At 72.3% G+C, this 26,805-nt stretch carries 26 protein-coding genes; 7 read left to right on the forward strand and 19 right to left on the reverse strand.

Annotated features, from left to right (window positions below; translation table 11 throughout):
• Positions 1-71 precede the first annotated feature (71 nt).
• The 8 genes from OGL89_RS00475 to OGL89_RS00510 form a co-directional block, all read right to left on the reverse strand.
• Positions 72-1,397: a UDP-glucose/GDP-mannose dehydrogenase family protein gene (locus OGL89_RS00475; RefSeq protein WP_263117828.1), complete on the reverse strand. Its 1,326-nt coding sequence runs from the start codon at positions 1,395-1,397 to the stop codon at positions 72-74.
• A 52-nt stretch (positions 1,398-1,449) separates the two neighbouring features.
• Positions 1,450-2,928 carry an NCS2 family permease gene (locus OGL89_RS00480; RefSeq protein ID WP_263117829.1) on the reverse strand — a complete coding sequence of 493 codons (1,479 nt, stop codon included), beginning with the start codon at positions 2,926-2,928 and terminating at the stop codon, positions 1,450-1,452.
• Positions 2,929-3,266: 338 nt separating this feature from the next.
• Positions 3,267-3,755 (reverse strand): hypothetical protein, encoded by a 489-nt coding sequence (locus tag OGL89_RS00485; protein WP_263117830.1) that lies wholly within the window; start codon positions 3,753-3,755, stop codon positions 3,267-3,269.
• A gap of 51 nt (positions 3,756-3,806) precedes the next feature.
• Positions 3,807-4,169, reverse strand: a complete 363-nt coding sequence (locus tag OGL89_RS00490; protein ID WP_263117831.1) for a response regulator — start codon at positions 4,167-4,169, stop codon at positions 3,807-3,809.
• A 48-nt stretch (positions 4,170-4,217) separates the two neighbouring features.
• Entirely contained in the window at positions 4,218-4,667 is a 450-nt protein-coding gene (locus OGL89_RS00495) for a chemotaxis protein CheX (protein ID WP_263117832.1), read from the reverse strand.
• Positions 4,664-5,047: a response regulator gene (locus tag OGL89_RS00500; RefSeq protein ID WP_263117833.1), complete on the reverse strand. Its 384-nt coding sequence runs from the start codon at positions 5,045-5,047 to the stop codon at positions 4,664-4,666. The genes OGL89_RS00495 and OGL89_RS00500 overlap by 4 nt, the downstream gene beginning before the upstream one ends.
• The gene (locus tag OGL89_RS00505; protein WP_263117834.1) at positions 5,044-5,970 is read right to left on the reverse strand and encodes a protein-glutamate O-methyltransferase CheR; all 927 of its coding nucleotides are present in this window, start codon (positions 5,968-5,970) and stop codon (positions 5,044-5,046) included. The genes OGL89_RS00500 and OGL89_RS00505 overlap by 4 nt, the downstream gene beginning before the upstream one ends.
• Positions 5,967-7,109 (reverse strand): chemotaxis response regulator protein-glutamate methylesterase, encoded by a 1,143-nt coding sequence (locus tag OGL89_RS00510; protein WP_276581795.1) that lies wholly within the window; start codon positions 7,107-7,109, stop codon positions 5,967-5,969. Before OGL89_RS00510 ends, OGL89_RS00505 begins: the two co-directional genes overlap by 4 nt.
• A 183-nt stretch (positions 7,110-7,292) precedes the next feature.
• Here OGL89_RS00510 and OGL89_RS00515 point away from each other — a divergent pair, with 183 nt between their 5' ends.
• Positions 7,293-8,477 carry a C2 family cysteine protease gene (locus OGL89_RS00515; RefSeq protein ID WP_263117836.1) on the forward strand — a complete coding sequence of 395 codons (1,185 nt, stop codon included), beginning with the start codon at positions 7,293-7,295 and terminating at the stop codon, positions 8,475-8,477.
• A gap of 59 nt (positions 8,478-8,536) precedes the next feature.
• Here the strand turns inward: OGL89_RS00515 and OGL89_RS00520 are convergent, their stop codons facing one another.
• The 7 genes from OGL89_RS00520 to OGL89_RS00550 all read right to left on the reverse strand — a co-directional run bounded on the left by OGL89_RS00520 (position 8,537) and on the right by OGL89_RS00550 (position 16,301).
• Positions 8,537-10,132 carry a methyl-accepting chemotaxis protein gene (locus OGL89_RS00520; protein WP_263117837.1) on the reverse strand — a complete coding sequence of 532 codons (1,596 nt, stop codon included), beginning with the start codon at positions 10,130-10,132 and terminating at the stop codon, positions 8,537-8,539.
• Complete coding sequence (gene chvE, locus OGL89_RS00525) at positions 10,132-11,226, reverse strand: multiple monosaccharide ABC transporter substrate-binding protein (protein ID WP_263117838.1); 1,095 nt, start codon at positions 11,224-11,226, stop codon at positions 10,132-10,134. The genes OGL89_RS00520 and chvE overlap by 1 nt, the downstream gene beginning before the upstream one ends.
• Positions 11,227-11,379: 153 nt before the next feature.
• On the reverse strand, positions 11,380-12,972 hold the full coding sequence (locus OGL89_RS00530) for a methyl-accepting chemotaxis protein (RefSeq protein ID WP_263117839.1): 1,593 nt from the start codon (positions 12,970-12,972) through the stop codon (positions 11,380-11,382).
• A 108-nt stretch (positions 12,973-13,080) separates the two neighbouring features.
• Positions 13,081-13,557 carry a hypothetical protein gene (locus OGL89_RS00535; protein ID WP_263117840.1) on the reverse strand — a complete coding sequence of 159 codons (477 nt, stop codon included), beginning with the start codon at positions 13,555-13,557 and terminating at the stop codon, positions 13,081-13,083.
• Between the two features lie 58 nt (positions 13,558-13,615).
• Complete coding sequence (locus OGL89_RS00540; RefSeq protein WP_263117841.1) at positions 13,616-14,935, reverse strand: hypothetical protein; 1,320 nt, start codon at positions 14,933-14,935, stop codon at positions 13,616-13,618.
• Between the two features lie 84 nt (positions 14,936-15,019).
• A complete protein-coding gene (locus OGL89_RS00545; protein ID WP_346770646.1) occupies positions 15,020-15,532 on the reverse strand; it encodes a sigma-70 family RNA polymerase sigma factor in 513 nt (170 codons plus the stop codon).
• A 97-nt stretch (positions 15,533-15,629) separates the two neighbouring features.
• Positions 15,630-16,301, reverse strand: coding sequence for a nucleotidyltransferase family protein (locus tag OGL89_RS00550; protein ID WP_263117842.1), 672 nt, complete (start codon positions 16,299-16,301; stop codon positions 15,630-15,632).
• A 57-nt stretch (positions 16,302-16,358) separates the two neighbouring features.
• Here OGL89_RS00550 and OGL89_RS00555 point away from each other — a divergent pair, with 57 nt between their 5' ends.
• On the forward strand, positions 16,359-17,123 hold the full coding sequence (locus tag OGL89_RS00555; RefSeq protein WP_263117844.1) for an endonuclease/exonuclease/phosphatase family protein: 765 nt from the start codon (positions 16,359-16,361) through the stop codon (positions 17,121-17,123).
• A 10-nt stretch (positions 17,124-17,133) separates the two neighbouring features.
• Here OGL89_RS00555 and OGL89_RS00560 read toward each other — a convergent pair whose 3' ends face one another.
• Complete coding sequence (locus tag OGL89_RS00560; protein WP_263117845.1) at positions 17,134-17,580, reverse strand: ATP-binding protein; 447 nt, start codon at positions 17,578-17,580, stop codon at positions 17,134-17,136.
• Positions 17,581-17,701: 121 nt separating this feature from the next.
• On the opposite strand from OGL89_RS00560, the gene OGL89_RS00565 reads away from it, so the two are divergent.
• Entirely contained in the window at positions 17,702-17,953 is a 252-nt protein-coding gene (locus OGL89_RS00565; RefSeq protein ID WP_263117847.1) for a hypothetical protein, read from the forward strand.
• A gap of 7 nt (positions 17,954-17,960) precedes the next feature.
• Here the strand turns inward: OGL89_RS00565 and OGL89_RS00570 are convergent, their stop codons facing one another.
• Positions 17,961-18,215 carry a PspC domain-containing protein gene (locus OGL89_RS00570; protein WP_263117848.1) on the reverse strand — a complete coding sequence of 85 codons (255 nt, stop codon included), beginning with the start codon at positions 18,213-18,215 and terminating at the stop codon, positions 17,961-17,963.
• Between the two features lie 220 nt (positions 18,216-18,435).
• Here OGL89_RS00570 and OGL89_RS00575 point away from each other — a divergent pair, with 220 nt between their 5' ends.
• The gene (locus tag OGL89_RS00575; RefSeq protein WP_263117849.1) at positions 18,436-19,095 is read left to right on the forward strand and encodes an alpha/beta fold hydrolase; all 660 of its coding nucleotides are present in this window, start codon (positions 18,436-18,438) and stop codon (positions 19,093-19,095) included.
• Positions 19,096-19,166: 71 nt separating this feature from the next.
• Positions 19,167-20,372 carry a cobalamin-independent methionine synthase II family protein gene (locus tag OGL89_RS00580; protein ID WP_263117850.1) on the forward strand — a complete coding sequence of 402 codons (1,206 nt, stop codon included), beginning with the start codon at positions 19,167-19,169 and terminating at the stop codon, positions 20,370-20,372.
• Positions 20,373-20,460: 88 nt separating this feature from the next.
• Here the strand turns inward: OGL89_RS00580 and OGL89_RS00585 are convergent, their stop codons facing one another.
• The gene (locus OGL89_RS00585; RefSeq protein WP_263117851.1) at positions 20,461-23,136 is read right to left on the reverse strand and encodes a phosphoenolpyruvate carboxylase; all 2,676 of its coding nucleotides are present in this window, start codon (positions 23,134-23,136) and stop codon (positions 20,461-20,463) included.
• Positions 23,137-23,349: 213 nt separating this feature from the next.
• On the opposite strand from OGL89_RS00585, the gene tkt reads away from it, so the two are divergent.
• Together tkt and nrdI are read left to right on the forward strand one after the other, a co-directional pair.
• Positions 23,350-25,515, forward strand: a complete 2,166-nt coding sequence (gene tkt, locus OGL89_RS00590; RefSeq protein WP_263117852.1) for a transketolase — start codon at positions 23,350-23,352, stop codon at positions 25,513-25,515.
• Positions 25,516-25,618: 103 nt separating this feature from the next.
• On the forward strand, positions 25,619-26,053 hold the full coding sequence (gene nrdI / locus OGL89_RS00595) for a class Ib ribonucleoside-diphosphate reductase assembly flavoprotein NrdI (protein WP_263117853.1): 435 nt from the start codon (positions 25,619-25,621) through the stop codon (positions 26,051-26,053).
• A 4-nt stretch (positions 26,054-26,057) separates the two neighbouring features.
• Here the strand turns inward: nrdI and OGL89_RS00600 are convergent, their stop codons facing one another.
• Entirely contained in the window at positions 26,058-26,654 is a 597-nt protein-coding gene (locus tag OGL89_RS00600; protein WP_263117854.1) for a lytic polysaccharide monooxygenase, read from the reverse strand.
• Positions 26,655-26,805 lie beyond the last annotated feature (151 nt).

Raw genomic sequence — 26,805 nt, forward strand, 5'->3', positions numbered from 1 at the left:
CGACATGCGAGATCCGTCACGCGACGCACCCCCGGACCGTCCAGCGGTCCGGGGGTGCGCACGAGGGTGGCTCAGGGGCGGCCGAGCGCCCGGTAGGTCCAGCCGGCGTTCCGCCAGCGGGTCGGCTCCAGGACGTTGCGGCCGTCCAGGATGTGCTTCTGCCCGACCAGATCGGCGATCGAGTCCGGGTCCAGCTCGCGGTAGTCATCCCACTCGGTCGCCAGCAGCACCACGTCCGCGTCCCGGACCGCCTCGGCCACCGTGGCGGCGTAGTGCAGCCCCGGCCACGCGGCCCGGGCGTTGTCGATCGCCTGCGGGTCGGTCACCGTGACGTGCGCGCCCTGCAGCTGCATCTGCCCGGCCACGGACAGCGCCGGCGAGTCGCGGATGTCGTCGGAGTTGGGCTTGAAGGCGGCACCCAGCACCGCGATCCGCCGCCCGACGATCGAGCCGCCGCACACCTCACGGGCCAGGTCGACCATCCGGACCCGCCGCCGCATGTTGATCGCGTCGACCTCCTTGAGGAAGGACAGTGCCTGATCCACACCGAGCTCACCGGCCCGGGCCATGAACGCGCGGATGTCCTTGGGCAGGCAGCCGCCGCCGAAGCCCAGTCCGGCGTTGAGGAACTTGCGCCCGATCCGCACGTCGTGGCCGATCGCGTCCGCGAGCCGGGTGACGTCCGCACCGGTCGCCTCGCACAGCTCCGCCATCGCGTTGATGAACGAGATCTTGGTGGCCAGGAAGGAGTTGGCGGCCACCTTGACCAGCTGGGCCGTGGGGTAGTCGGTGATCACCAGCGGGGCGCCCTCGGACAACGGCGCGGCGTAGACCTCGTCCAGGATGCGCGCGGCACGTTCGCCCTCCTCGGTCGGACTGCCGTCGGCATGGGTCGGCAGCCCGTAGACCAGCCGGTCCGGGTGCAGGGTGTCCTGCACCGCGAAGCCCTCACGCAGGAACTCCGGGTTCCAGACCAGCGTGACGCCGGTGCCCTCGAGCCGGGCGGCCAGCTCCTCGGCGGTGCCCACCGGCACGGTCGACTTGCCGACCACCAGGTCGCCCGGGTTCAGGTGCGGGAGCAACGCCTCGAAGGACGACTCCACGTAGGACAGGTCGGCACGGAACTCGCCGTCCTTCTGCGGGGTGCCGACGCACAGGAAGTGCACCGCCGCCCCCGCGACCCGGGACAGCTCCGTCGTGAAGGTCAGCCGCTCGCTGCCGCGCAGGCCGTCCAGCAGCTCCGGCAGGCCCGGCTCGTAGAACGGGGCGGCGCCCGCGGCGAGCCGCTCGACCTTCTTCGCGTCGACGTCGACGCCGACGACGGTGTGACCGAGTGTGGCCATGCTCGCCGCGTGCACGGCGCCCAGGTAGCCGCAGCCGATGACGGAGATGCGCATCACAAGTCCTTCGTGCTGGAGGGGTCCGACGAACCTACCGCCTCGCGGCCGGTCAGAGGCCCAGCAGACCCTTGATCGGCTCGGTGAGGAAGTAGATCGCGAACAGCACGGTGGCGACCCACATCATCGGGTGCACCTTCCGGATCTTGCCCACCGCGATCTTCAGCACCACGAAGGACACCACGCCCGCGCCGATGCCCACGGTGATCGAGTAGGCGAACGGCATCAGGATCACGGTCAGGAACGCCGGGATCGCGACCTCGAAGTTCTTCCAGTCGATCCCGGTGATCTGCTGGAACATCAGGAAGCCCACCACGACCAGCGCCGGGGTGGCGGCCTCCGACGGCACCATCTCGATCAGCGGGGACAGGAAGGTCGCCAGCAGGAAGGCCACGCCGGTGACCACCGAGGCCAGACCGGTGCGCGCGCCGTCGCCGACGCCGGCGGAGGACTCGACGTAGGAGGTGTTGGAGGAGACCGAGCCCGCACCACCGGCGATCGCGGCCACCGAGTCGACGATCAGGATCTGCTTGGTGCGCGGCGGGTTGCCGTTCGTGTCCAGCAGACCGGCCTCACCGCCGACCGCGACCATCGTGCCCATGGTGTCGAAGAAGTCGGCGACCATCAGGGAGAACACCAGCAGGACCACGGCGACGACGCCGATCTTGCTGATCGACCCGAACAGGGAGAACTGGCCCAGCAACGCGAAGTCCGGTGCCGCCACGACGGCGTCCGGCAGGGCGGGCACGTTCAGCGACCAGCCACCGGCGTTGTCCGCGGTCCGCGCTCCCACGTGCGTGATCGCCTCGACGATCACCGCCAGGACCGTGGAGCTGACGATCGCGATCAGGATCGCGCCCTTGACCCGGCGGGTCATCAGGATGACCGCGAGGAAGACGCCCACCAGGAAGACCAGCAGCGGCCAGGCGCCCAGCGACCCGCCGATGCCGAGCTCCACCGGGGTCGACTGGCTGGCGGGGATCCGGACCAGGCCGGCGTTCACCAGACCGACGAACGCGACGAACAGGCCGATCCCCACGCTGATCGCGGTCTTGAGCTCCATCGGCACCGCCTGGAACACCGCCTGCCGGAACCCGGTGAGCACCAGGATCAGGATCAGGATGCCCTCCAGGACCACGATGCCCATCGCGTCGGCCCAGGTCATGTCCGGCAGCGCGGCGATCGAGAACGCCACCGCGGCGTTCAGCCCCAGTCCCGCGGCCAGCGCCAGCGGGAAGTTCGCCACCACACCCATCAGGATCGACATCAGACCGGCCACCAGCGCCGTGGTCGCCGCGACCATCGCCAGGTTCGGGCCGTCGCCGCCGCCGAGGAACTGACCGGTGCCGTCCTGCGCCGTCCCGATGATGAGCGGGTTCAGCACGATGATGTAGCTCATCGCGAAGAAGGTCACCAGACCACCGCGGACCTCGGCCCCGATGGACGAGCCGCGCTCGGTGATCTTGAAGAAGCGGTCGAGCGCGTTGCGCGGCGCCGCGGGCACGCTGGTGCCCGGAGTGGTGGTGGACATGTGAAGAATTCTGGCATGCCCGGTCGGGCGGAAGGTTTCCGTCGTGCGCCCTGGGGGTAACGATCGGCCGGACCCGCGCGCTGGCAAGGGGGTTCTCAACGCGCGGGGCCCGGCCGACCGATCGCCGATCAGGCCCGACGGGATCCGACCGTCTGGCACTGCGATCCGCGGGAGAGTCCCGCCCGGTGGTCTGTCGGCATGTCCTCAGCCTGGACGCCGAACTCGGGGCGCGGAAGAACCCCCGGGGTCGGAAGCACCGTTTTCAGGGGTTTCCGACCCCGGGGGCAGGTAGTCGGACCGCTATCGATGAGTAGCTGAGACGCTATCGATGAGTAGCGTCAGAGGACCAGGACGGAGGCGGTACCCCGGCCGTAACCGGCGACCTCGACCTCCAGGTCGAGCCGGCGGACGTAGGCCAGCACCCAGCGGGCCACGTCGGCCGGCAGCGGTTCCCGCGGGTTGTACACCGTGTCGAGCTTGAGGTGCGGGGCGTCACCGACGTTGAACAGCGCGGCCATCACGTTGAGGATCTCCGCGGAGTTCTCGGACAGCGAGCCGGGCAGCTGCTCCTCGGTCACCGCGGTCTCCGCGGCGGCCTGCGGGACCAGGGCGATCGCCGCCCCCATCCGTGCGGCCAGCGGCAGGTCGAAGAGCACCAGGGCGGACAGCTGCATGGCACGGTCGACGTAGACGCCGACCTGGGCGCCCCCGTTCAGCACCGGGTCGACCATCGGGCCGGCGGTGGTCACCGACACGTCCCGGCCGACCAGGCCCTCCCAGAGCTCCCGCACCTCGAGCGCGGCGGGCAGCGGCGTGGCGTCACTCATGACGGGGTCCCCTCGGGATCGGGAGCGCAGCCGGCGGGGTCGTGCGGGTCCTCATGCGAGCACCGGCTCGATGACCTCGCGGAACGACTCCGGCGTGAACGGCTTGGCGATCAGGAACAGCGCCCCGGCGGCCTCGGCGGTCTCGCGCATCTCCGGCGAGCCCTCAGAGGTGACGAAGCCGAACGGAGTGCCGAAGCCCTCCGCCCGCAGTCGCCGCAGCAGGTCGATGCCGGTCATCTCCGGCATGTTCCAGTCGGACAGCACGACGTCGGGCTCGTCGTCCCGGACCGCCTGCAGGGCCTCGGCCCCGTCGGCGGCCTCACGGACCTCCCAGTCGTACCCGGCCTGGCGCAGCGTGCGGATCACGATCTGCCGCATGACGCGGCTGTCGTCGGCGATGAGCACGCGGATCATGGCGGTCACATCCTTCCGTTTGGTGAGTGGATGACGTGCGAGAGGGGTTCAGAACAACCAGACGACGACGGCCAGCGGGTGACCGCGCCAGTCCAGGGCGAGCTCGTGCACCGGGGCGCCGGCAGGTGCGGGCGGCACCGCGGCGGCGACCTGGGGCAGCGTCAGGGTCCCCTGGCTCGGGAGCAGGGCCTTGACGTTCCCGCCGACCACGTTGGCGACCTCGCCGAAGGCGTCCACCAGATCGGCCGGGGTCACCTCCTCGCCGGGCTCCATGCGCAGCAGCGCACGGGCCAGGTCGTGGGCGGCGGCGGTCTCGCAGATCACGGCGGCGCGACCGGCGAGCTCGCCGTGCACGTCCACCCAGGCGGCCAGCGGGTCGACCGGGGCGGGCAGCTCGCCCTCCCACGGCCGGAGGTAGCCGGGCTCCGGGTCGATCATGGCGCCGAAGACCTCATGGGTGATGGCGTAGACCTGATCGGTCTCGACGGCGATGCTCATACCGGTTCCTCCAGCGGGAGCAGCCCGAGCAGGTCGAGCTTGTCCCGGATCGCGTCGGGGGTGAAGGGCTTGATCAGGTACTCGTGCGCGCCCGCGGCCAGGGCCCGGACGATCTGGCCGTGCTCGCTCTCGGTGGTGACCATCATCAGCGTGATGGACCGCCACTCCTGGCGCGAGCGGACCTGGGTGACGAACGTCAGTCCGTCCATCACCGGCATGTTCCAGTCGATGCAGGCCAGGTCGACCTGGTCGCCCGATTCCAGGACGTCCAGAGCCTCCTGCCCGTCACCCGCCTGGACGGTGCTGAAGCCCAGCTCCTCCAGGGTGTGCGCGACGATGCGGCGCATGGTCCGCGAGTCGTCGATGACCAGGGCTCTCATCGGCTCACTCCTTGGTTCACAGTGGCAGGGGGAAAAGTCGGTGCCGGACGACTCACGCCGAAGGTGGGCGCGGTCGCCGTCGTACGAGGGGTGGGCAGGGCGGCGGTCCCGCCGTGCACCGGTCGGTAGACCGAGCCCCGGGCGACCGGGACCCGCTCCCAGTCGCCGTCCACCCCGATGGTGGTCTCCGCCGCGCCGAGCACGAGGAATCCGCCCGGACGCAGGACCCGGTGCACCCGGCCGAGGATCGCCCGCTTGGTGGCCAGGTCGAAGTAGATGAGCACGTTGCGCAGGAACACCAGGTCGAAGGGTCCCAGCGGCGGAGCGTCCAGCAGGTTGTGCCGCTGGAACGTGATGGTGCGCCGCAGCTCCTCGGCGATCTGCCAGTCCGCACCCGAGCGGCGGAAGTGCCGGACGAGCATGGGGGCGGGCAGGCCGCGGTTGACCTCGAGCTGCGAGTACCGCCCCTCCTTGGCCTGGTTCAGCACCTGGTCGGACAGGTCGGTGGCCACGATCTCGGTGCGGGTGGACGGACCGAGGATCTCGGCCAGCGTCATCGCGATCGAGTACGGTTCCTGGCCGGTGGAGCAGGCCGCGGACCACACCCGCAGCCGGTCCAGCACCGGACGTTCGGCACGCAGCGCGGGCAGCATGTGCGTCCGCAGCGCGCTGAACGGGGTGGAGTCACGGAACCAGGAGGTCTCGTTGGTGGTCAGCGCCTCGACGACGGCGACCAGGTCCGGCTCACGGCGGCCGGTGCGCACGGAGGTGACGTAGGCGTCCACCCCGGAGTGCCCGCCCTCGCGGGCCAGCGGGAGCAGCCGGCTCTCGACCAGGTACTCCTTGCCCGGTTCCAGCTGGATGGCGCTGCGCCGTCGGACCAGGTCCGCGACGAAGTCGAAGGTCTCGCGGGTCAGGCTCATGACCGGCCTCCGCTCGGGACGGCGGTGCCGCTGCGCGCGAGCACCGATTCGATGGCCGGCGCGACCTCGCCGACCGGCAGGATTCTGTGGGCCAGGCCCGCGGTGGCGACCGCTCCCGGCATGCCCCACACGACACTGGTCGGCTCGTCCTGGACCAGGACGGTGCCACCGGCACTGACCACGTCCTCGCAGCCGGTCCGGCCGTCGGCGCCCATGCCGGTCAGGACCACCGCGAGCACCTTCCCGCCGAACTCCTTGACCGCGGACCGGAAGAGCACGTCCACCGAGGGCCGGCAGAAGTTCACCGGCGGGCCGTCGGTGATCGCGACCCGCAGCGTGCCCGCCGAGCGGCGCAGCTCCAGGTGGTGATCGCCGGGGGCGACGTAGACCGTGCCGGGCGTGAGCACGTCGCCGTCGGCGGCCTCGACCACGGTGGCCGGACCGAGCCGGTCCAGCCGGGCGGCCAGCTGACGGGTGAACACCGGAGGCATGTGCTGCACGAGCAGCACCGGCACCGGCGGCGGCGCGGACAGGTTGCTCAGCACCTTGGACAGCGCCTCGGGACCACCGGTCGACGACCCGACGATCAGCGCCTGCACCGGATGCACCGGCGGCATCGGCCGGGTGGCGACCGGTCCACGGGCGGCCGGGCGGAGCGGCGGAGCGGCCTGGGTGGGCACGCTCGCGCGGATCTCGGGTCGAGCGGTGGCCGGTGTGCCGGTGCCGTGCGGCACCAGGGCCTTGATCTTGGGAATCAGCTGACTGGCGACCTGGGCCAGCGACTCCTGCACACTGCCCACGTTCGCAGGCTTGGTGACGTAGTCGGTGGCCCCGGCGACCAGGGCGTCCAGGGTGGCGGACGCCCCGCGCTCGGTCAGCGTGGAGAACATGATGATCGGCATGGTGTGCCGACCGCGACGCAGCGCGCGCACCGCCTCGATGCCGTTCATCTCCGGCATCTCGATGTCCATCGTCACCAGGTCGGGACCGAGCTGGTCGACCTTCGACAGGGCGATCTTGCCGTTCGAGGCGAACCCGACCACCTCGATGTCGGGATCGCGGGAGAGCGAGTCGGTGACCAGCCGGCGCACGACGACCGAGTCGTCCACCACCAGCACCCTGATCCGGGTCACGAGCATCCTCTTCTCTCTCACCACCGGCCGTCCCTGGCCGACATCTCCCCATCGGTCGGGGGGCAGGGGTTCTGAGCGACCGCGGGGTGCGGGTGCGGGTGAGGTGTGAGCCGGCGATGCAGGCGAATGGCGCGACGGGGCCCGTGAGGGCACTGTGATGTTCCCCGGCGCAGTGCAGGACGGAGGATCATGACGGACCCGGTGATCGACACCGCCGCTGTGGCGCGGATCGGGACGGCGGTGCACGGCCGGGACAGCCTCGACGCCGCCGCCCTCGACGTCTCGATCATCCGAGCCGTCCCGGTCACGCCCACCCGTGCCGAGACCTACGCGATCGATGCCCTCCTCGACGACGACGCCGAGCGCAGCCGCACCCCTCTCGGCGCCCTGCTCACCGGCGTCGCGGCCGGGTCCCTGCGCCCCGCCGGACTGCTCGCCGCGCTCCTGGCACCGCCCGTCGCCGGCCGGCGACGGATCGACTCCCTGCTCGAGGCCCACCGCACCGTGGACCCCGGCCCGGTCCGGGACCTGTCCTCCCTGCTCCTCCGGGCCGCGGACAGCACGCAGGTGCGGACTCTGGCCGACCGGTTCCGGTTCGTCGAACCCCGGTTCCTGGACGGGGACCGGATCGACACGGCGTCCGACCCGGTGCGGTTCACCCTGACCGAGGTGCGCGAGCGGGGGATCGCGCAGGGCCGGGCCGACGACTGCTGGCTGCTGGCCGGGATCGGGGCGACCGCAGCGGTGGACGTCGAGTCGGTGCGCGGGAACATCACGGTGCACGCCAACGGGACGTACACGGTGACGGTGTACAGGAACCGGAAGCCGGTACGGGTGACGGTCACCGGGTGGGTGCCGAGGAACGAGCACGGCCGTGCGGTGTACGCCGGACGACGCTCCGGCGGTGGGCGTGCGCCCAGCTGGTTGTCGATCTACGAGAAGGCGGCGGCACAGGTCCTCGGTGACGGGAGCTACGCCGGTCTCACCGCCGGGCGACCGTCCACCGGTATCTCCGCCGTCACCGGCCGACCCACCGACTTCCTCTCCACCAGCCCCCTGCCGTTCACCGGGAGCCGGACCCTCGCACGCGTCCAGCAGGCGTTGGACGACCGGCAGCCCGTCTCGGCCCTGACGACCTGGCGGATCACCGACGACTCGATCTCGTCCTGGCACGTCTACTACGTCGCCGGGATCCGGGGCGACCGGATCGTCGTGCAGAACCCGTGGGGCAGGGGCGGTTCCGGAACCGACGCGAACGTGGCCGGGACGCTGCTCCTCACCGAGGACGAGTTCGACCGCACGTTCGCCTGGGCCAGCGCGGGGCGGAGCCGACCCGGACGCCGCGGCCTTCGACGCCGGCGGGCCCGGTCCTGAGAACGCCGCACGCCCCACGCCCGCGGCGGCGGCCGGGGCGTGAGGTGTGGGGCGTGGGGTCAGAACCGGAACCGCGCGACCCGCTCGTGCAGTTCCGAGGACAGGCCCGCCAGTTCGGTGATCTGCTCGGAGACCTGGTCCAGACCGGCCACCGAGCGGGTCGCGGCACCCGCGACCCCGGTGATCGCCCCGGCGATCTCCCCCGAGCCGGTGGCGGCCTCGGTGGCGGAGCGGGACATCTCCGTGGTGGTCGCGGTCTGCTCCTCCACCGCGCTGGCGATGGTCAGCTGGTAGTCGTTGATCCCCGCGATCGTCTGGGTGATCTCCCCGATCGCGATCACGGCGGCCCGGGTCTCGTCCTGGATGGCGTCCACCCGGCGGGCGATGTCCTCGGTCGCCTTGGCGGTCTCCTGGGCCAGTTCCTTGACCTCACCGGCGACGACCGCGAAGCCCTTGCCCGCCTCCCCCGCACGCGCCGCCTCGATCGTCGCGTTCAGGGCCAGCAGGTTGGTCTGCTCCGCGATGCTGGTGATCACCTTCACCACGTTGCCGATCTCCTGGCTGGACTCGCCGAGCCGGGTGACCTGCTCGTTGGTGGCGGCGGCGACCTCGGTGGCCTGACCGGCGACCTTGGCCGCCTGCGAGGCGTTCTGCGCGATCTCCCGGATCGACGCGCCCATCTGCTCGGCGCCCGCGGCCACGCTCTGCACATTGCGCGAGACCTGCTCGGCGGCACTGGCGACCACCCCGGCCTGCTGACTGGTCTGGCTGGTGCCGTCCACCGCCTCGCCGCTGGCCGAGGTCAGGTGGTCGGCGGTGCGCTGCACGGAGGCCGCGGCCTGCTCCACCTGGGTCAGCGCGGTGCGCAACGATCCCTGCGCGGCGGACAGCGCGTCCGCCATCGCCCCGGTCTCGTCCCGCCAGACCACCGGGGCCTCGACGGTCAGGTCGCCGTCGGCCATCGCCTCCAGCGAGTGCTGCACGGTCCGCACCGCCCCGGTGATCCGCCGGGTGACCAGCACGGCCAGCAGCCCGGACAGCCCGGCGCCGACCACGAACGCGACCGCCAGGATCATGATGGTGCGGTCCACCTCGGCCTGGGACCGGACCAGGATCTGCTCCACCTGGGCGTCGATCTGGCCCTGCGCCAGCGCCAGCGCCCGTCCCGCCCACTCCGGGTCGGCGGACACGTCCCCGGCCAGCGCGACCGCGACCGCGTCGATGTCCCCGGCCTGGACCAGCGGCATCACGGTGCCGTCCCGGTAGGCCAGCCAGGCGTCCCAGCGGGTGACGAAGTCGCTCCACTGCTGGGTGTCCGACTCGGGGTACCCGCTGATCAGCTCGATCTGGGCGGCGACGTCCTGGTCGTTCCACTCCGAGGAGGTGAGCAGTTGCTCGCGCAGGCTGTCGTCGGTGGCCTCCGCGGCCCGGTGCACCAGCAGATGGCTGCGGGCCTGCCCGGTGCGCAGCTCCGCCATCGCGGTCTGCAGGTCACCGGTCAGCCCGGACATCTCCTCCAGGTTCTGCCCGGCGCGGTACAGCGCCAGCGCCCCGGTGCCGCCCACGGCCGCGAAGGTGCCGCCCAGCACCAGCAGCGTCACCGCGATCTTCACCGCGACCGGCCGGTCCCAGAACCACGCGTTGCGACGGGACATCAGCTCAGCTCCTGTGCGGTGTAGGTGCCGCCGTCGACCAGGACGGCGCGGTAGTTCTGCTCGGTGACCACCTGCGGGGCCAGCAGGTACGACGGCACGACGATCACGCCGTTGTCGTAGGAGGTGGTGTCGTTCACCTCGGGCTCGGTGCCGCTGAGCAGCGCGTGCACCATCTGCACGGTCACCTCGGCCAGCTGGCGGGTGTCCTTGAAGATGGTCGCGTACTGCTCGCCCGCGGCCACCGACTTGGCGGAGGCCAGCTCGGCGTCCTGCCCGGTCACCACCGGCTGCGGCAGCCCGGCCTGGTCCACCGCCTCCAGGATCGCGATCGAGATGCCGTCGTAGGGCGAGAGCACGCCGTCCAACCGGGCACCGGCGGTGTAGCGCGGCAGCAGCTCGGCCATCCGGGCAGTGGCGTTCTTCGGGTCCCAGCGCTCGGTGGCGATCTGGTCGAAGGCGGTCTCACCGGAGCCGACCACCAGCACACCGGAGTCCAGGTACGGCTGCAGCACCTGCATCGCGCCGTCGTAGAACACGGTGGCGTTGTTGTCGTCCGCGGACCCGGCGAACAGCTCGATGGTGAACGGGCCGCTCGCGCCGGTCGGCTCACCGGCGGCGTCCAGCACACCGAGTCCCTGCAACAGGGTGGTGGCCTGCTGCACGCCGACCCGGGCGTTGTCGAAGCTGGCGTAGTAGTCCACGTCGCCGGACTCGCGGATCAGCCGGTCGTAGGCGATCACCGGGATGTCGGCGGCGGCCGCGTCGGCCAGCACGTCCTTCAGCGCGACGCCGTCGATCGAACCGACCACCAGTGCGTCCGCGCCCTCGGCGATCATCTCCTGCAGCTGCTCGACCTGGGTGGGCACGTCGTCCTCGGCGTACCGCAGGTCCACATCGTAGGCCAGCGCCTCGAGCTGGGACTGCACGTTGTCCCCGTCCGCGATCCAGCGCTCCGAGGCGGTGGTCGGCATCGCGACCCCCACCAGCGGGCGATCGCCGTCATCGGCACCCGCGGCCGTGCACGCGGACAGACCGGCGGTCCCGATCAGGCCCACGACCGCCACCGCGGCCGACCGACGCCATCTCTGCGGCATCCGTTGACTCCCTCGTCGTCGGGCACTCCCCTGGCGCCCCTCGCACCGCCCATCGGACGGCGACCCGGGCCTGTGAGCGTTCACCCGCTGTTTCCCCTGAATGCGCCGACGGCCCCGCACCCGTGGGGGGTGCGGGGCCGTCGGCGACCGTGCTCAGTAGCTGAAGCGGGACACCCGTCCGCGCAGGTCCTCGGACAGCCGAGCCAGCTCGTCGATGGCCGAGCCCATCTGGCCCAGGGTCTGGCTGGAGGAGTTGGCGGCCGACGCGACGCCGGTGATGTTGTTGGCGATCTCGCCCGAGCCGGTCGCGGCCTCCGCCACCGACCGGGACATCTCCGTGGTCGTCGCGGTCTGCTCCTCCACCGCCGAGGCGATCGTCAACTGATAGTCATTGATCGAGGCGATGATCGTCGAGATCTCCCCGATCGCCACCACCGCACCCGAGGTATCCGCCTGGATCGCCTCCACCCGCCGCGCGATGTCCTCGGTCGCCTTCGCCGTCTCCTGCGCCAGCTCCTTGACCTCACCGGCCACCACGGCAAAACCCTTACCGGCCTCCCCCGCACGCGCCGCCTCGATCGTCGCGTTCAACGCCAACAGATTCGTCTGCTCCGCGATCGACGTGATCACCTTCACCACATTGCCGATCTCCACCGAGGACTCCCCCAGCTTCGCGACCTGATCATTCGTCACCGACGCCGCATCCGTGGCCTGACCCGCCACCTTCGCCGCCTGCGACGCGTTCTGCGCGATCTCCCGGATACTCGCCCCCATCTGCTCCGCACCCGCAGCCACCGTCTGCACGTTGCGCGACACCTGCTCCGCAGCGGCAGCCACCACACCAGCCTGCGCCGACGTCTGGTCCGACCCCGCCACCACCTGCGAGGACGCCGCCGACAACTCCTCCGCGGCAGCGGCCACCGTCTGAGCGGTCTCCACCACCCCGGAGACCAGCGCGCGCAGCGACTCCTGGGTCCGGGCGAGGTCCACGGCGAGCCGGCCGATCTCGTCCTGGCCGGTCACGTCCGCCGGCACCGTCAGGTCGCCGTCACCCGCGGCGGACAGACTGGTCGACACGCGGTGCAGACGACGCACCAGCGACCGCGCAACGGCCATGGCCACGGCGAAGGCCGCGAGCGCACCGACCAGGCCCACCGCGATCACGATCCAGTGGGACCGCGCGGCGACCGCGTCGGTGGAGGACGCCAGCTCCGCGGCCTGCTCCCCCTGACCGTCCGACTCCGCCTGCATGGCGTCCATCACCGCGGTGGTCAGCGGGCGCACCATGTCGTTGAAGTAGGTCGCGAAGCCGTCCGCGTCGCCCGCGTCGGCCAACGGGAACAGCTCGTCCTCCGCTGCCGCGTAGTAGTCGTCGAGCGCGGCCACGATTGCGTCCACGCCGGCCGGGTCCGCCGCGTTCGGGCGGTACTCGTCCAGCAGCGCGGTCAGGTCGGCCTGCCGCTCGGTGAGCTCGTCGCGCAGGGTCTGGCGGGTCTCGGCGTCGGCGATGCCGTACTGGATGACCCGGGCCCGGTCGCCCTGGTAGGAGCGCTGGATCTCGGCCAGGGTCTGCAGCGGCTGCACGTTCGCGGTGTACATCGCGGCGGCGTCCGCGCGGAGCGTCCCGAGGGCGCCGAGGGCCACCACGGCGAGCACGGCGGTCGCGACGAACATGACCGCGACCGCGGTGAGGATCTTGACCAGAACCGGCCGGTCGGCCCAGATCCGTCGCTGCGTGCTGCTCATCTGCTGTGTCCCCTCCATGGAACCGGAATGTCGAATCCCCCTATCGACCGGGGGCCAGCACCGCGGAGAGATACCGGGAAGCGAGTTCCGGGTGAAGCGGAGGGCAGGTCAACGCCGCGGCGACTCCCGCCAGGCCAGGGTCGCCAGGGTGATCGCGACCGCGTCCTCGACCAGCGCACCCCGCCAGTCCGGTCCGCGTCGTGCCGCCCGGCTGCGCCAGGCGGCGCCGCCCCAGGTCCCCACCGTGGACGCGGCGGCCGCGATCAGGGCCGCCGACCACACCGGCCGCCTGGCCCGGCGTGCCAGCACCACCGCACCCGTCGCGGCCGACACCGCACGGCCGGAGGGACCCGGAGGATCCAGCCTGCTGGGGGTGGACGGCAGCTTGTCGCCAGTGAGCTCGCCCACCACGCCGAGCACCGCCGGCCAGCGGGTGAGGCGTCCGGCTCCCGAGCTCAGCACCGGTCCGGCGACGCCCAGACTGGCCCGGCTGCCCGCCGCCACCCCGAGTGCGGCGGACCGCAGCAGCACCGATCCGGTGCCGGTGCGGTGACGGGAGCCGTGGCCGTGCCGGGGAGCGCTCATCCGACGACGCTCCCGCCGACGGCGCCGATCGGCAACCGCTGGCGGGAGCGCCGGGAGCTCAGTCGAAGGACAGCGCGGAGTCGGCCACCGCGATCACGCCCCAGGTCCCCCCGTCGTCCCCGGTGAACTCGTAGGCCGGGGCCAGCAGCACCGACCCGTCCGACTGGGTGACCTGGCTCAGGCCGAGCCGGGCCTCGGTGATCGTCACCCGCTGCACCGGCCAGTCGATCGGGCTGCCCGGCTGGACGGTCGGCGGGGTCGTCGACGCCTCGGCCGGCGCGGCGCTGCTGGACACACCGTCCTCGCGCACCGCCGCACCGTCTGCGGTCGCCAGCGGCATCACGCCGGAGTACCCGGAGCCGAACCGCGGGTCCGCCATCCGCTGCACCCCGCTGGCCGCACCGATCACGTCGTACTCGCCGAGCTCGACCAGCGGCGCCAGCTGTCCGTTCAGGCTCTGCAGGCCGTCCGCGACCACGGTGGCGCTCCACTGCAGACCGGTGGCCTGGCCGTCGACCACCCGCTCGGCGGTCACGTAGGTGCTCGGCCCGTCGTAGCTCTCCGGCTCGGCGAACTGGAAGTCCGCCGGGTCCACGCCGACCGCGGTCATCGCGTCCCGCAGCGCGGCCAGCGCGTCGTCGCCGGAGGGCGCGGTCCCGTCCTGCGGCTCGCACGGCGCGACCGGATCGATCGACATCTCACCCGCGTCGTCCGCGGAGCCGCTCTCGGCCGCCGGCGTCGCCGTGCAGTTCCACGGGTCGCGGCTCGGGTCGTAGTAGCTCACCGACGCGGTGCCGTCGGAGTAGATCGACACCGACGGGCCGGTGCCGTCCTGGGCGCCGATCAGCCAGCTGCCGTCCTGCTGCACCGGGTCACCGGCCACCCCCAGCGCGGTCGCCACCCGGGACACTGTGTCGGCGCTGTAGACCGCCTGCGCGTCGAGGCCCCAGGCCCGGGCGCTGTCCGCGTCGTCACCCAGCGTGTCGGCGGCGGTGAACACCACCCGGCCGGGCGACCACATCCGCAGGTCCGACGTCCCCGGAGCGGCGTCCGCCGCGAGCGACTCGTTCGCCCCGGTCCGCTGCTCCAGCGAGATCGCCGGGGCCGCCGCCGTGACGGCCGGGTCGCTGCCCCGTCCGGCCCAGAAGCCCGCACCACCGACCACGGCCACCCCCGTCACCGCCGCCGCGACCTGCAACCAGCGAGCCGGGCGGCGGCGCAGGGGCCGGACCACCGCGTCCTCCCCCGGTTCCCCGGGCGCGGCGGTCCTGCGGTCGACCTCGTGCCGGAGTGCGTCCCGGTCGAGCTCCGCGCCCGCCGCCGGGTCCGATGCCCGCAGCCGGGCGAACGCCTCGTCCTGTCCGTGTTCCTGGTCCACCGGTGCCTCCTGGGTCGAACGGGTGCCCGTGCACCCTCTGCCCCGTGTATGTGCTGAGGGCCCACGGTCTTGCAGGGACGACGATCAGTCCTGGGCCGCCCACGCCTCGCGCAGCCGGGACCGGGCCCGGGACAGCGCGGCGTCCGCGCCCCCGCGCCCGATCCCGAGCACCGCGGCCAGGTCCTCGCCGGCCAGTCCCTCCCACGCGGCGAGCAGGAGCACCTCCCGGTCACGCGGGGCGAGCACCGCGAGCGCCCGGCGCACCTGGTCGTCCCGCACCGTGTGCAGCGCGGGGTCGTCCGGGTCCGGCTGGTCGGGGAGCTCGGCCACCGGCACCGGCCGGCCCTTGCGCCGGTGGTTCGCCAGCTCGAAGCCCGCCGTCCGGTACAGCCACGGCAGTTCGGCCCCGCTCGGCACGTCGGCCCGGCGACGCCATGCCACCGTCAGCACCTCGGCGGTCAGGTCCTCCGCCTCCGGCCCCGCCCCGCGACGCAGCAGGTAACGGTGCACCGCATCGGCATGCGCCTGGAAGAGGGCGGTGAACCAGTCCTCCGCCTCGGACGACGGCATGGTCCGCACCTCGGCACGGTCGCTCACGGGTCACCTCCGGATCGGCGGCACGTCGCGGTCGACGGCCGGGCAGGGAATCGCCTCTGTGTTCCCTGTGTCGGCACTGCCGCCGATCTTGCACGCCTCAGTCGGATCCGCGCGACGGACCCACCGGACTGATGCCGAGCTCGTGCACCAGGAGCAGGAAGGCACGGCCGTACGGGGTGTCGGCGGTCTCGGCCCGCACCCGCTCCCAGTCGATCTGCTCCCGCAGCGCGCGGGCGATGGCGAGCATCCGGGTGTAGTCGCAGTAGTGCTCGCCCAGGACCCGCATCTTGGCCGACAGGATGTCGGTGGCCTCCAGCACGGGCATCCGCACCGCCAGCACCTCGATCTCGTCCGCACGGTCCAGCAGGCTCGGTCCGATCGGCTCGCCGACCATCCGGAACAGCACGTCGACCATCGCCCCGTGGTGGAACGCCTTGAACAGCCAGTTCTCCGCGGGCTCCCGGATCTCCAACCCGGCTGCGGCGATCGCCTCGCGGGCCCGGTCGGCGTCCGCCTCGGCCACCGCGAAGTCCGCGTCGTGACTCGGCTCCGGCGCCCCGCGCGCCCATGCGGCGTACCCGCCCACCAGCGCGAAGGCGATACCCGCCTCGCTCAGCGCGACCGCGGTCAGACGGAGCGCGTCCTGGAGCGCGGTGCGCTCGTCCGGCGGGCTGTCGACGTCCGGACCGCCGGGCGCGGCGAGCGCCCCGGCCCGGACCGTGCTGTCGAGGTCGCCGGCGAGGGACCGGGTCGGCTGCGTGTCGGCCATCCCCCGGGTCTACACGACGCCGCGCGAAGTCGCAGTCCGGCGGGAACAATCGCCCGGATGAGACTCGCGACCTTCAACATCCTGCACGGACGCGGACTGAGCGACGGCCGCGTCGACCTGGACCGGTTCGGGGCGGCGGTGGCCGGACTCGACGCCGACGTGGTGGCCCTGCAGGAGGTGGACCGCGACCAGCCTCGATCGCACCAGGCCGATCTGACCGCGGTGGCGGCCGAGGCGATGGGGGCCGAGCACCACCGGTTCGTGGCCACCCTGCACGGCCACCCCGGGACATGGTCCGCCGCGACCGGCGCCGACCAGCCCGAGATCGCCGCGTACGGCATCGCCCTGCTCAGCCGGCTTCCGGTCCGGAGCTGGAAGGTGCTGGCGCTGCCGACCCTGCCCACCCGGGTGCCGATGGTGCACCGCGGCTCGCGGCGACCGTCCCTGGTGCGCGACGAGCAGCGCGCGGCCCTGGCCGCCGAGGTGGAGACCGCTGAGGGGCCGCTCACGGTGGTCGCCACCCATCTGACCTTCATCCCGGGCTGGAACGCGCTGCAGCTGCGACGCCTGGTGCGGGTCTGCCGACCGCTGACCCGGCCGCTGGCGGTGACCGGGGACCTGAACCTGGAGGGCACGGCACCGGCGCGGATCAGCCGGTGGCGCAGCGCGGGCCGGGCCCTGACCTTCCCGGTGGAGGTCCCCGACCGCCAGATCGATCACGTGCTGCTGGACGGGGCGGTCCGGCCGACCGGCGATCCGATGGCCGTGGACACCGGGATGTCCGACCACCGGGCGCTGGTGGTGGATCTGACGGTGGGCTGAGGACGGCCGGTCAGTCCGCGTCGAGGTCGACCAGGAACCAGACCGTCTTGCCGTCGTGGTCGTCGTGGTCGACCCCCCAGGTGCGCGAGAGCGCCTCCACCAGGGCCATGCCCCGACCGCTGAGTGCGGTGGGCTCGGGGTGCCGGACCACCGGCGTCGCGGGGCTCTCGTCGGTGACCGAGACCAGGATGCCGCGCTCGTCGATCCGCAGGCTCACCCGGATCCGGCCGTGCTCCGGGCCGTGGACGACCGCATTGGCCACCACCTCGCCGGTGAGCAGCTCGATCACCTGGTTCGCCGCCCCGTGCACACCCGAGGCCGCGACCCGGTGCATCACCCAGTGCCGCGCCGCACGCGGTGCCGTGCGCCGGGCGTCGAGCACCAGGTCGTCGTGTTCGGCCCGGGCGTCGGCGCGGCGCGCGGCCGGTGCCGATCGGAGGTCCCTGACTTCGCCCACCCGAGTACTCTGCCCGAACCCGCGCCCCTCCGCCGCGCGAACCGACCCGTCCGGCCCACATCCCGGCCGATCCGGGGGTCGCGGACGCCTGGATGTCGGTGGCCTGCGGCAGGATGCGGACATGCCGGACTACGTCGCCCACCTGACCGTCTCCGAGGTCCCTGATGACGAGACACGCGCCGGGATGGCCGACGCCCTCGGCGCGCTGCGCGACGACGCACCGCCCGGGTTCGTCGGCCCCGCGGTGGTGGTCTTCGACCTCCGTGGTGAGGCACCCGACCAGGTGACGGCCGAACGGGTGGCCCGGTCGCACGCCGCGGAGGTCCTGGACGGCTGGCCGCACGAGGTCGAGGTCGAGGTGCTCGGCGGCTGAGCCACCGTCAGGCGGTGTAGCGCGCACCCCAGCCGTGGGTCCTCGCCACCCAGTCCTCGCCGGGCATCAGGATCCACAGGATCGGGTAGACCAGGAACGGGCTCCCCGGCAGGATGATCAGGGCGATCAGGAACAGCCAGCGCATCGGCCACGGGTCGATCCCGAACCGGCTCGCCAGACCGGCGCACACCCCGCCGATCACCCGGCCACCCTGGTGCCGCACCAGGCCGTTGCGCCACATGGACTCGTAGATGCCGGTCATCTCGTCGTTCTCCTCCGTGTCGTCGCCCGATCCGGGCCCGGGTCCAGCCTGGCGGCCCGCATCCGCCCCGGGCATCGGGGACCAGCCCTGACCGGACCCTGATCCGTCCCTGATCACCCCCCGGGCCGCACCGGACCTCCACACCCACGGGGCACACTCGTTCTCAGGTCCGTCCCAGCCGGGCCGATCAGACTGGCGAGTCCCCGACCGGAAGACGCGTATGAGCCCCGACCACCCGATCGTGCTGGTGCACGGCACCCGCACCTCCTCACGGATCTGGGACGACCAGGTCCGGGCCCTGACCGAGGGCGGGCACACCCCGGTGGCGATCGACCTGCCCGGACACGGCAGCCGCTCCGGCGAGCGCTTCACCTTCGACGGAGGGCTGGCCGCGATCGACGCGGCGGTCGCGTCGTGCGACGCCCCGCCGCTGCTGGTCGGGCTGTCCCTGGGCGGCTACATGTCCCTGGCCTACGCCGCACGGCACGAGGACCGGCTCGCCGGGGTGGTCCTGGCCGGGTGCTCCACCGAGATCAAGGGGAAGCCGCTGCGCACCTACCGGCGGCTGTCCACCCGCGCGGTGCGCCTGTTCAGCCGCCGGGAGACCACCTGGCACGTCGTGGGCGACATGCTCGGCGCACTGCACGGGTACTCCCCGCTGGCCGACCTGCGGGGACTCGGGCTGCCGGTCTGGCTGGTGAACGGGGCGCGCGACCCGCTGCGCTTCGGGGCCCGCCGCTACCTGAGCGCCCGGCCGGGCAGTCGTCAGTGGGTCGTCCCCGGGGCCGGGCACGACGTCAACAGCCATGCGCCGGTCGTGTTCAACCGGATCCTGATGCACGTGCTGCGGGAGCTGACCCCGCCCTTCGCCCGCGCCTGAGACACCTGCCACATCAGGCAGTCGGCTGTGCCACGATGACGACGCCACGATTCCGTCACTCGGGAGACCCGATGAAGCGCAGCACCGACCGCATCCTCACCAGCCACGCCGGCAGCCTGCCGCGGCTGGACGACCTGACCGCCGCGCACGCGGCCGCCGAGGCGGGCGAGCAGTCCGAGGTGGCGCAGGTGCTCACCGACGCGGTGGGCGAGACGGTCCGGATCCAGCAGGAGATCGGCATCGCGGTCCCCGGCGACGGCGAGCTCGGCAAGGCCTCCAGCTCCCCGATCGACTACGGGGCCTGGTGGTCCTACTGCTTCCAGCGCCTCGGCGGTCTGGAGCTGCGCGAGGGCTACAGCTGGATCACGCGCGACGTGCAGTCCGGCCCAGGCGACGTGCGCACCACCGGCTTCGGCCACCGTCGCGACCGGGGTCGCTTCGAGCAGGCCTACGACGACCCGACCTCGGGCATCTTCACCGGGGGCGCCCCGAAGCCGTACCCGACCGCGGTCGCCCCGGTGACCTACACCGGTCAGGACGCGATCGCCGCGGACATCCGCAACTTCCGGGCCGGCCTGGACGCGAACGGCTACTCCGAGGGCTTCCTCACCTCGATCGCCCCGGGCAGCGTGGTCCGGATCGACAACGACTTCTACGGCACCGACGAGGAGTTCGTCTGGGCCTGCGCCGACGCGATGCGCGAGGAGTACCAGGCGATCATCGACGCCGGCCTGATCCTGCAGATCGACGACCCGTCGCTGGCCGAGAACTGGGACCAGATCACTCCCGAGCCCTCGGTCGAGGACTACCAGGCGTTCAGCCGCCTGCGGGTGGAGGCGCTGAACCACGCCCTGCGCGGCCTGCCGGAGGACCGGATCCGCTACCACCTGTGCTGGGGATCCTGGCACGGCCCGCACACCACCGACCTGCCGATGAAGGACATCGTCGAGCTGATGCTCGAGGTCAACGCCGGGGCCTACTCCTTCGAGGCCGGGAACGTCCGGCACGAGCACGAGTGGAAGGTCTGGCAGGACGTCACGCTGCCCGAGGGCAAGCTGATCCTGCCCGGCGTCGTCTCGCACGCGACCAACGTGGTCGAGCACCCCGAGCTGGTCGCGGACCGGATCGAGCGGTTCGCGACCCTGGTCGGCCGGGAGAACGTCATCGCCGCCACCGACTGCGGTCTGGGCGGCCGGATCCACCCGCAGATCGCCTGGGCGAAGCTGCGCACCCTCGTCGAGGGCGCCGAACTCGCCACCCAGCGCCTCTGGGCCTGACTCCCTCACAACGCCGAGAAGCCAATCTCCGTCGGCCGCCGGGCGGTATGGGCGACAGAGATTGGCTTCTCGGTGAGGGGAGCGGCGATCAGCCGGTGTTCTGGAGGCCGGCGGCTACGCCGTTGACGGTCAGCAGCAGCAGTCGCTTGTTGTCCTCGACCTGGTCGTCGGACTCCCCGGTGCGCAGTGCGCGCAGCGCCCGGATCTGGAGCAGGGACAGCGCGTCGACGTACGGGCTGCGCAGCTGCACCGCACGACCCAGGATCCGGCGCCGGGACAGGATGGACTCCGAGCCGGTGATCGCCATCACCCAGCGCCGGGTCAGTGCCATCTCCTCCAGCACCAGACCGGCCAGGTCCTCCCGGTCGCCCAGCGCCAGGTAGCGCTCGGCCAGCCGCTCGTCCGTCTTGGCCAGCGACATCTCGACGTTGTCGACCATCGTGGTGAACAGCGGCCACTCGGCGTACGCGGCCTGCAGCTCGTCCAGGTCGCCGACCTGGTCCAGCGCGGTGCCCAGCCCGAACCACCCGGCCAGGTTGGTGCGCGCCTGCGACCAGGAGAACACCCACGGGATCGCCCGCAGGTCGTCCAGCGACTCCACCGACAGGCCGCGACGGGCCGGGCGGGAACCGATCGGCAGCAGACCGATCTCCTCCAGCGGGGTCACCTGGGCGAACCACTGCGGGAAGCCCTCGGCGCGCACCAGCTGGTAGAACCGGGTCCGCGAGGTGCCGTCCATCGCCGCGGCCAGACCGGCGAACCGCTCGGTGGCGGCCGCGTTCCGCTGCTCGGTCGAGGGCGCGCTGGCCAGCAGGGTCGCCGCGGCGACCTGCTCGATGTGCCGCGCGCCGATCGTCGGGTTGCCGTACCGGGCGAAGATGACCTCGCCCTGCTCGGTGAGCTTGAACCGGCCGTCGACCGAGCCCGGGGGCTGGGCCAGCACCGCGCGGTTCGCCGGGCCGCCACCACGGCCGAGGGCGCCACCGCGGCCGTGGAACAGGGTCAGGCTCAGATCGTGCTTCTGGCCCCACTGCGCGATCCGGCTCTGCGCGACGTCCAGCGCCAGGGTCGCCGCCACCGGGCCGACGTCCTTGGAGGAGTCCGAGTAGCCGAGCATGACCTCCACGTGCCGGCCGTTCGCGGCCAGCCGGGCCTGCACCTGCGGCAGGGTCAGCATCGACTCGAGGATGTCCACCGACGCCTCCAGGTCGGCGAACGTCTCGAACAGCGGGATGGCGTCGATCACCGGCCGGGTCTCCGGGTCCGGGAACACGATCTCGGCCAGCTGGTACACGGCCTCCAGGTGCTCCGGCGCCTGGGTGAAGGACACGATGTACCGCCGGGCGGCCGCCACGCCGTACCGCCGCTGCACCGCACCGAGCGCGCGGTAGGTGTCCAGCACCTCCAGCGTCCGGGGCTGCAGCTCGCCCTCCAGGCCGTTCTCCGCGATGTCCGCCAGGGCGGCCGCGTGCACCTGGGAGTGCTGACGCACCTCCAGCTCGGCCAGGTGGAAGCCGAAGGTCTGCACCTGCCAGATCAGTCGCTGCAGGTCGCCGTAGGCCGCGCGGGTGGCCCCGGCGGCGACCAGCGACTGCTGCACCACGTCCAGGTCCTCCAGCAACGCCTCGGGCCCGGCGTAGGACAGGTCGGCGTCCCGGCGCCGGGTGGCGGCGATCCGCTCGGCGATCATCCGCAGCGCACGGCGGTGCGGCTGGTGCCGGACCTCGTTGGCGGCCTTGGCGGCGGCGTCCTCGGACAGGTCCCGCTGCTTCTGCCACAGCGCGGTCAGGTCCGCGGAGGCGGGGGTCCCGGTGTCGTCCAGGGTCAGCTTGGCCGAGATCTTCCGCGCGGAGTCCTCCAGCGCGGTGAGCACGTGCTCGTTGGCCAGCGCGGCGGCCGCCCGGGTCACCTCGGCGGTGACGTTCGGGTTGCCGTCCCGGTCGCCGCCGATCCACGAGCCCAGGCGGACGAACGGCCGGACCAGCGGCGCGGTGCGTCCCGCGTCCTCACCGGTCAGCCAGTCGTCCAGTCGCCGGTAGACCGTCGGGTAGGTCTCGAACAGCGTGGTGTCGAAGATGTTCATCACCGTGCGGACCTCGTCCAGCACCGTGGGCTTCTGCGCACGCAGCGGGGAGGTCCGCCACAGGGCGTCGATCTCCTCCAGCACGCGGCGGTCGTTCTCCGCACGGGAGGTGCCGCCGGCGGCCAGCGCGTCCCGCTCGGCGAGCAGGTCGGAGAGCCGCCGGATCGACCGGGACACCGAACGACGACGGGCCTCGGTGGGGTGCGCGGTCAGCACCGGGCGGAACTCCAGTTCCTGCAACCGGTGCAGGGCCTCCTCCCGGCCGACCTCCTGCGCCAGGGCGTCGATGGCCGCGGGCAGCGAGTCGTCCTGCATCAGCTCACCGGCGGGCAGCTCGGCCTCGCGGTCGCGCAGCACCCGCACCCGGTGGTGCTCCTCGGCCAGGTTCGCCAGGTGGAAGTAGCAGGTGAAGGCGCGCGCGACCTGCTGCGCACGCTCCATGCTGAAGGACGCGACGAGCTCTTCGGCCTCGGCCAGCGCGGCCTGGTCCTGCTCGTCGTGGGCCCGGATGGTCAGTGCACGCACACGCTCGACGTCGTCGAACAGGTCGTCCCCGCCGGACTCCCGGATGACGCGGCCGAGGAACTCGCCGAGCATGCGGACGTCGTTGCGGAGCGGGTCCGGAACCTCGTGCCGTGCCAGGCCGCTGCGGGCCTCGCGGGAGATCTGGGGGTCGCTCACACGGTCAAGAGTAGGTCAACGTCCCGTGAGCCGGACCGCGCAGTCCACTCTGCGGTCATCGGGGCCCACGACCGTGGCATGCACGGATGCGCCACCGGGCGACACACGTCCGGCACGGGAGTCTAGGCTCGGTCCCAGTGCCCGAGGCCGGTCGCCACCGGTTCGAGCCCGTCCCCGAGCCCGGGTGCCGCATCCGGGCAGAAATGAGGTGTGGTGAACGCGAAGGCTCCCCTGGCCCAGCAGGTCGGTTGGTCCGAGCTCGATCGCAAGGCCGTCGACACCGTGCGTGTCCTGGCCGCCGACGCGGTGGAGAAGGTCGGCAACGGCCACCCGGGCACCGCGATCAGCCTGGCTCCCGCGGCCTACCTGCTCTACCAGAACGTCATGCGCCACAACCCGGCCGACGCGCACTGGCTGGGCCGTGACCGCTTCATCCTGTCCGCGGGGCACTCCTCGCTGACCCAGTACATCCAGCTCTACCTGTCCGGGTACGGCCTGGAGCTGTCCGACCTCGAGGCGCTGCGCACCTGGGGGTCCAAGACCCCGGGCCACCCCGAGTACAAGCACACGAACGGCGTGGAGATCACCACCGGGCCGCTCGGCCAGGGCCTGTCCTCCGCCGTCGGCTTCGCGATGGCGGCCCGCCGCGAGCGCGGCCTGCTCGACCCGGAGGCCGCCCCGGGCACCAGCCCGTTCGACCACTTCGTCTACGTGATCGCCTCCGACGGTGACCTGCAGGAGGGCGTCAGCTCCGAGGCCTCGTCCGTGGCCGGCACCCAGAAGCTCGGCAACCTGATCGCGCTGTGGGACGACAACCACATCTCGATCGAGGGCGACACCGAGATCGCGTTCACCGAGGACGTCGTCAAGCGCTACGAGGCCTACGGCTGGCATGTGCAGTTCGTGGACTGGACCGAGGGCGGCGAGTACACGGAGAACGTGGACGCGCTGTACGCCGCGATCGAGGAGGCCAAGAAGGTCACCGACCGGCCGTCCTTCATCGGGCTGCGCACCATCATCGCCTGGCCGTCCCCGACCAAGCAGAACACCCACGGCTCGCACGGCTCCAAGCTGGGCACCGACGAGGTCCGCGGCCTGAAGGAGGTCCTCGGCTTCGACGCGGAGAAGTCCTTCGACGTCGACCCCGAGGTCATCGCGCACACCCGCAAGGCGATCGACCGGGGCAACGCGGCCCAGGCCGAGTGGGAGAAGTCCTACCAGGCCTGGCGCACCGCCAACCCGGACCGGGCCGCCCTGCTCGACCGCCTGGTCGCGCACGAGCTCCCCGCCGACTGGGCCGACCAGCTGCCGGTGTTCGAGGCGGGGAAGTCGGTCGCGACCCGGGCCGCCTCCGGCGAGGTGCTGTCCGCGCTGGCCTCGGTGCTGCCCGAGCTGTGGGGCGGCTCCGCCGACCTCGCGGGCTCGAACAACACCACCATGAAGGGCGAGCCGTCCTTCCTCCCGGCCGAGCGGTCCACCCACGAGTTCGCGGGCGACGAGTACGGCCGCACGCTGCACTTCGGCATCCGCGAGCACGGTATGGGCGCGATCCTGTCCGGCATCGCGCTGCACGGCCTCACCCGGCCCTACGGCGGCACCTTCTTCACCTTCTCCGACTACATGCGCGGCGCGGTCCGCCTGGCGTCGCTGATGGGCGTCCCGACGATCTACGTCTGGACCCACGACTCGATCGGTCTGGGCGAGGACGGTCCGACTCACCAGCCGGTGGAGCACCTGACCGCGCTGCGGGCGATCCCGGGTCTGGCCATCGTGCGCCCCGCCGACGCCAACGAGACCGCCCAGGCGTGGAAGGCCACCCTGGAACGGAACGACGGCCCGGTCGGCCTGGTGCTGACCCGGCAGAACGTGCCGACCTTCCCGCGCGGCGAGCAGGGCTTCGCCTCCGCCGACGGGGTGGCCAAGGGGGCCTACGTGCTGATCGAGGCCTCCTCCGGCACGCCGGACGTGATCCTGATCGGCACCGGCTCCGAGGTGCAGCTGGCCGTCGAGGCCCGCGAGCAGCTCGAGGCCGCGGGCATCGCCACCCGCGTGGTGTCGGCGCCGAGCCTGGAGTGGTTCGCCGAGCAGGACGAGGCCTACCGCGAGTCGGTGCTGCCGGCGTCCGTGCGGGCCCGGGTCTCGGTCGAGGCCGGCATCGCCCTGTCCTGGTACCGGATCCTCGGCGACGCCGGTCGTGCCGTCTCCCTGGAGCACTACGGCGCCTCCGCCGACTACGAGACGCTGTACCGCGAGTTCGGCATCACCGCCGAGGCCGTGGTCTCCGCCGCGAGAGAGTCGTTGGCCGCCGCGGCCGACGACGCCACCCCCTCGAACGAGGCTTCCGCCCCGACCGAGTCGGGCACCGGCGACCAGCAGTGAGCTGAACCGATGGCCGGGACGCGCGCGAGCGGGCCCCGGCCATCGGCCTGTTCCGGGACGAACGTCCCCGGCAGGCCGCGGCGGACCGGGGTTCCCTGAACCGATGCGCCAGACGCCCGTGTACTACTACTCCTCCGCCAGCGGCCTGGTGCGGACCTTCGCCGAGCGCCTGGGCCGACCGGTGTTCAACCTGGCCGAGCGGGAGCACCGGCTCAGCGAGGCCGACGGCCCGTGGGTGCTGCTCACGCCGTCGTACAAGACCGGGAACGAGAACAACGACACCATCCCGGAGGCGGTGCGCCGCTTCCTGCGCAACCCGGTGAACCGGCGCCGGATGGTCGCCGTGATGGGCTCGGGCAACCGGAACTTCGGTCGGCACTACCAGATGGCCTGCCGGCAGATCGCGGCGAGGTCCGGCCGTCCGGTGCTGTTCGAGTTCGAGATCGCCGGCACCCGGTGGGACGTCGAGGAGTGCCGGCGGCTGCTGGCCGACCTGGACGCCGCGCTCGCCACGGAGCACGGCGTCCAGGCGTCCTGATCCGCTACTGGATGTTCACGTCGATCACGTTGTAGAACGCGTTCGCGGTGTTGTCGACCACCCAGACCGCGTAGATCACGTGGTATCCGGTGCGGTCGGCGGGGATCGTGAAGGTGTGGGTCTGCCCCTGGACCGGCAGCGACCCGTCGTACGGGACGGTCTTGATCAGCTCCAGCGAGGAGCGGCTCAGCGGGGCGTTCTGGTTCCAGCCCTGCTTGGTGATGTAGTACTCCCACTTGGTCGTGGCGTGCAGCGCGGTGTAGTTCCAGGCGACCGAGACCGTCCGGTTGGTGACCTGGTTCTTCACCCAGCGGGTCGAGCTCTGCTGGTCCAGCTCCGAGAACCGGGTGTTGCCGCCGGACGCGAGCGTCCCGTCCGCCGGTCCCTGCGCCGGGAAGCCCTTGGGACCCTCGATGCTCTGCGGCTCGTACTGCACCGCCCCCAGCCCGGTGTTGCCCGGCATGGCCGCCCGGGCGATCAGCTGCGAGTTGCTGCCGCCGATGTACCCGTGCGACTGCGCGGCCGGTGCCGCGAGCAGACCGAGCACCGCGGTGACCGCGAGGGCCCCTGAGATCCGGGACAGCTTCTGACGTCGATTCATCATTCCCCCTGAATGGTGACGGGCGGGCGACCTCCGGCCCCGGCCCCTGTGCGATCCGCCCCGTTGCGGGCCGCGCGGAGTGACCGTAGTCACATTCCACCGCGGCCTGGCGAGGGGTCGCCCGCCCTCGTCGCGCCTGGCACACATCGGG

The organism is Cellulomonas sp. RIT-PI-Y, assembly GCF_025642745.1.
Lineage (GTDB): Bacteria > Actinomycetota > Actinomycetes > Actinomycetales > Cellulomonadaceae > Cellulomonas.

Excerpts from the sequence above, each read along its gene's own strand:
- OGL89_RS00475 (WP_263117828.1), bottom strand. The coding sequence starts at position 1,397 with ATGCGCATCTCCGTCATCGGCTGCGGCTACCTGGGCGCCGTGCACGCG.
- OGL89_RS00480 (WP_263117829.1), bottom strand. The coding sequence starts at position 2,928 with ATGTCCACCACCACTCCGGGCACCAGCGTGCCCGCGGCGCCGCGCAAC.
- OGL89_RS00485 (WP_263117830.1), bottom strand. The coding sequence starts at position 3,755 with ATGAGTGACGCCACGCCGCTGCCCGCCGCGCTCGAGGTGCGGGAGCTC.
- OGL89_RS00490 (WP_263117831.1), bottom strand. The coding sequence starts at position 4,169 with ATGATCCGCGTGCTCATCGCCGACGACAGCCGCGTCATGCGGCAGATC.
- OGL89_RS00495 (WP_263117832.1), bottom strand. The coding sequence starts at position 4,667 with ATGAGCATCGCCGTCGAGACCGATCAGGTCTACGCCATCACCCATGAG.
- OGL89_RS00500 (WP_263117833.1), bottom strand. The coding sequence starts at position 5,047 with ATGAGAGCCCTGGTCATCGACGACTCGCGGACCATGCGCCGCATCGTC.
- OGL89_RS00505 (WP_263117834.1), bottom strand. The coding sequence starts at position 5,970 with ATGAGCCTGACCCGCGAGACCTTCGACTTCGTCGCGGACCTGGTCCGA.
- OGL89_RS00510 (WP_276581795.1), bottom strand. The coding sequence starts at position 7,109 with ATGCTCGTGACCCGGATCAGGGTGCTGGTGGTGGACGACTCGGTCGTC.
- OGL89_RS00515 (WP_263117836.1), top strand. The coding sequence starts at position 7,293 with ATGACGGACCCGGTGATCGACACCGCCGCTGTGGCGCGGATCGGGACG.
- OGL89_RS00520 (WP_263117837.1), bottom strand. The coding sequence starts at position 10,132 with ATGTCCCGTCGCAACGCGTGGTTCTGGGACCGGCCGGTCGCGGTGAAG.
- chvE (WP_263117838.1), bottom strand. The coding sequence starts at position 11,226 with ATGCCGCAGAGATGGCGTCGGTCGGCCGCGGTGGCGGTCGTGGGCCTG.
- OGL89_RS00530 (WP_263117839.1), bottom strand. The coding sequence starts at position 12,972 with ATGAGCAGCACGCAGCGACGGATCTGGGCCGACCGGCCGGTTCTGGTC.
- OGL89_RS00535 (WP_263117840.1), bottom strand. The coding sequence starts at position 13,557 with ATGAGCGCTCCCCGGCACGGCCACGGCTCCCGTCACCGCACCGGCACC.
- OGL89_RS00550 (WP_263117842.1), bottom strand. The coding sequence starts at position 16,301 with ATGGCCGACACGCAGCCGACCCGGTCCCTCGCCGGCGACCTCGACAGC.
- OGL89_RS00555 (WP_263117844.1), top strand. The coding sequence starts at position 16,359 with ATGAGACTCGCGACCTTCAACATCCTGCACGGACGCGGACTGAGCGAC.
- OGL89_RS00565 (WP_263117847.1), top strand. The coding sequence starts at position 17,702 with ATGCCGGACTACGTCGCCCACCTGACCGTCTCCGAGGTCCCTGATGAC.
- OGL89_RS00570 (WP_263117848.1), bottom strand. The coding sequence starts at position 18,215 with ATGACCGGCATCTACGAGTCCATGTGGCGCAACGGCCTGGTGCGGCAC.
- OGL89_RS00575 (WP_263117849.1), top strand. The coding sequence starts at position 18,436 with ATGAGCCCCGACCACCCGATCGTGCTGGTGCACGGCACCCGCACCTCC.
- OGL89_RS00580 (WP_263117850.1), top strand. The coding sequence starts at position 19,167 with ATGAAGCGCAGCACCGACCGCATCCTCACCAGCCACGCCGGCAGCCTG.
- nrdI (WP_263117853.1), top strand. The coding sequence starts at position 25,619 with ATGCGCCAGACGCCCGTGTACTACTACTCCTCCGCCAGCGGCCTGGTG.
- OGL89_RS00600 (WP_263117854.1), bottom strand. The coding sequence starts at position 26,654 with ATGAATCGACGTCAGAAGCTGTCCCGGATCTCAGGGGCCCTCGCGGTC.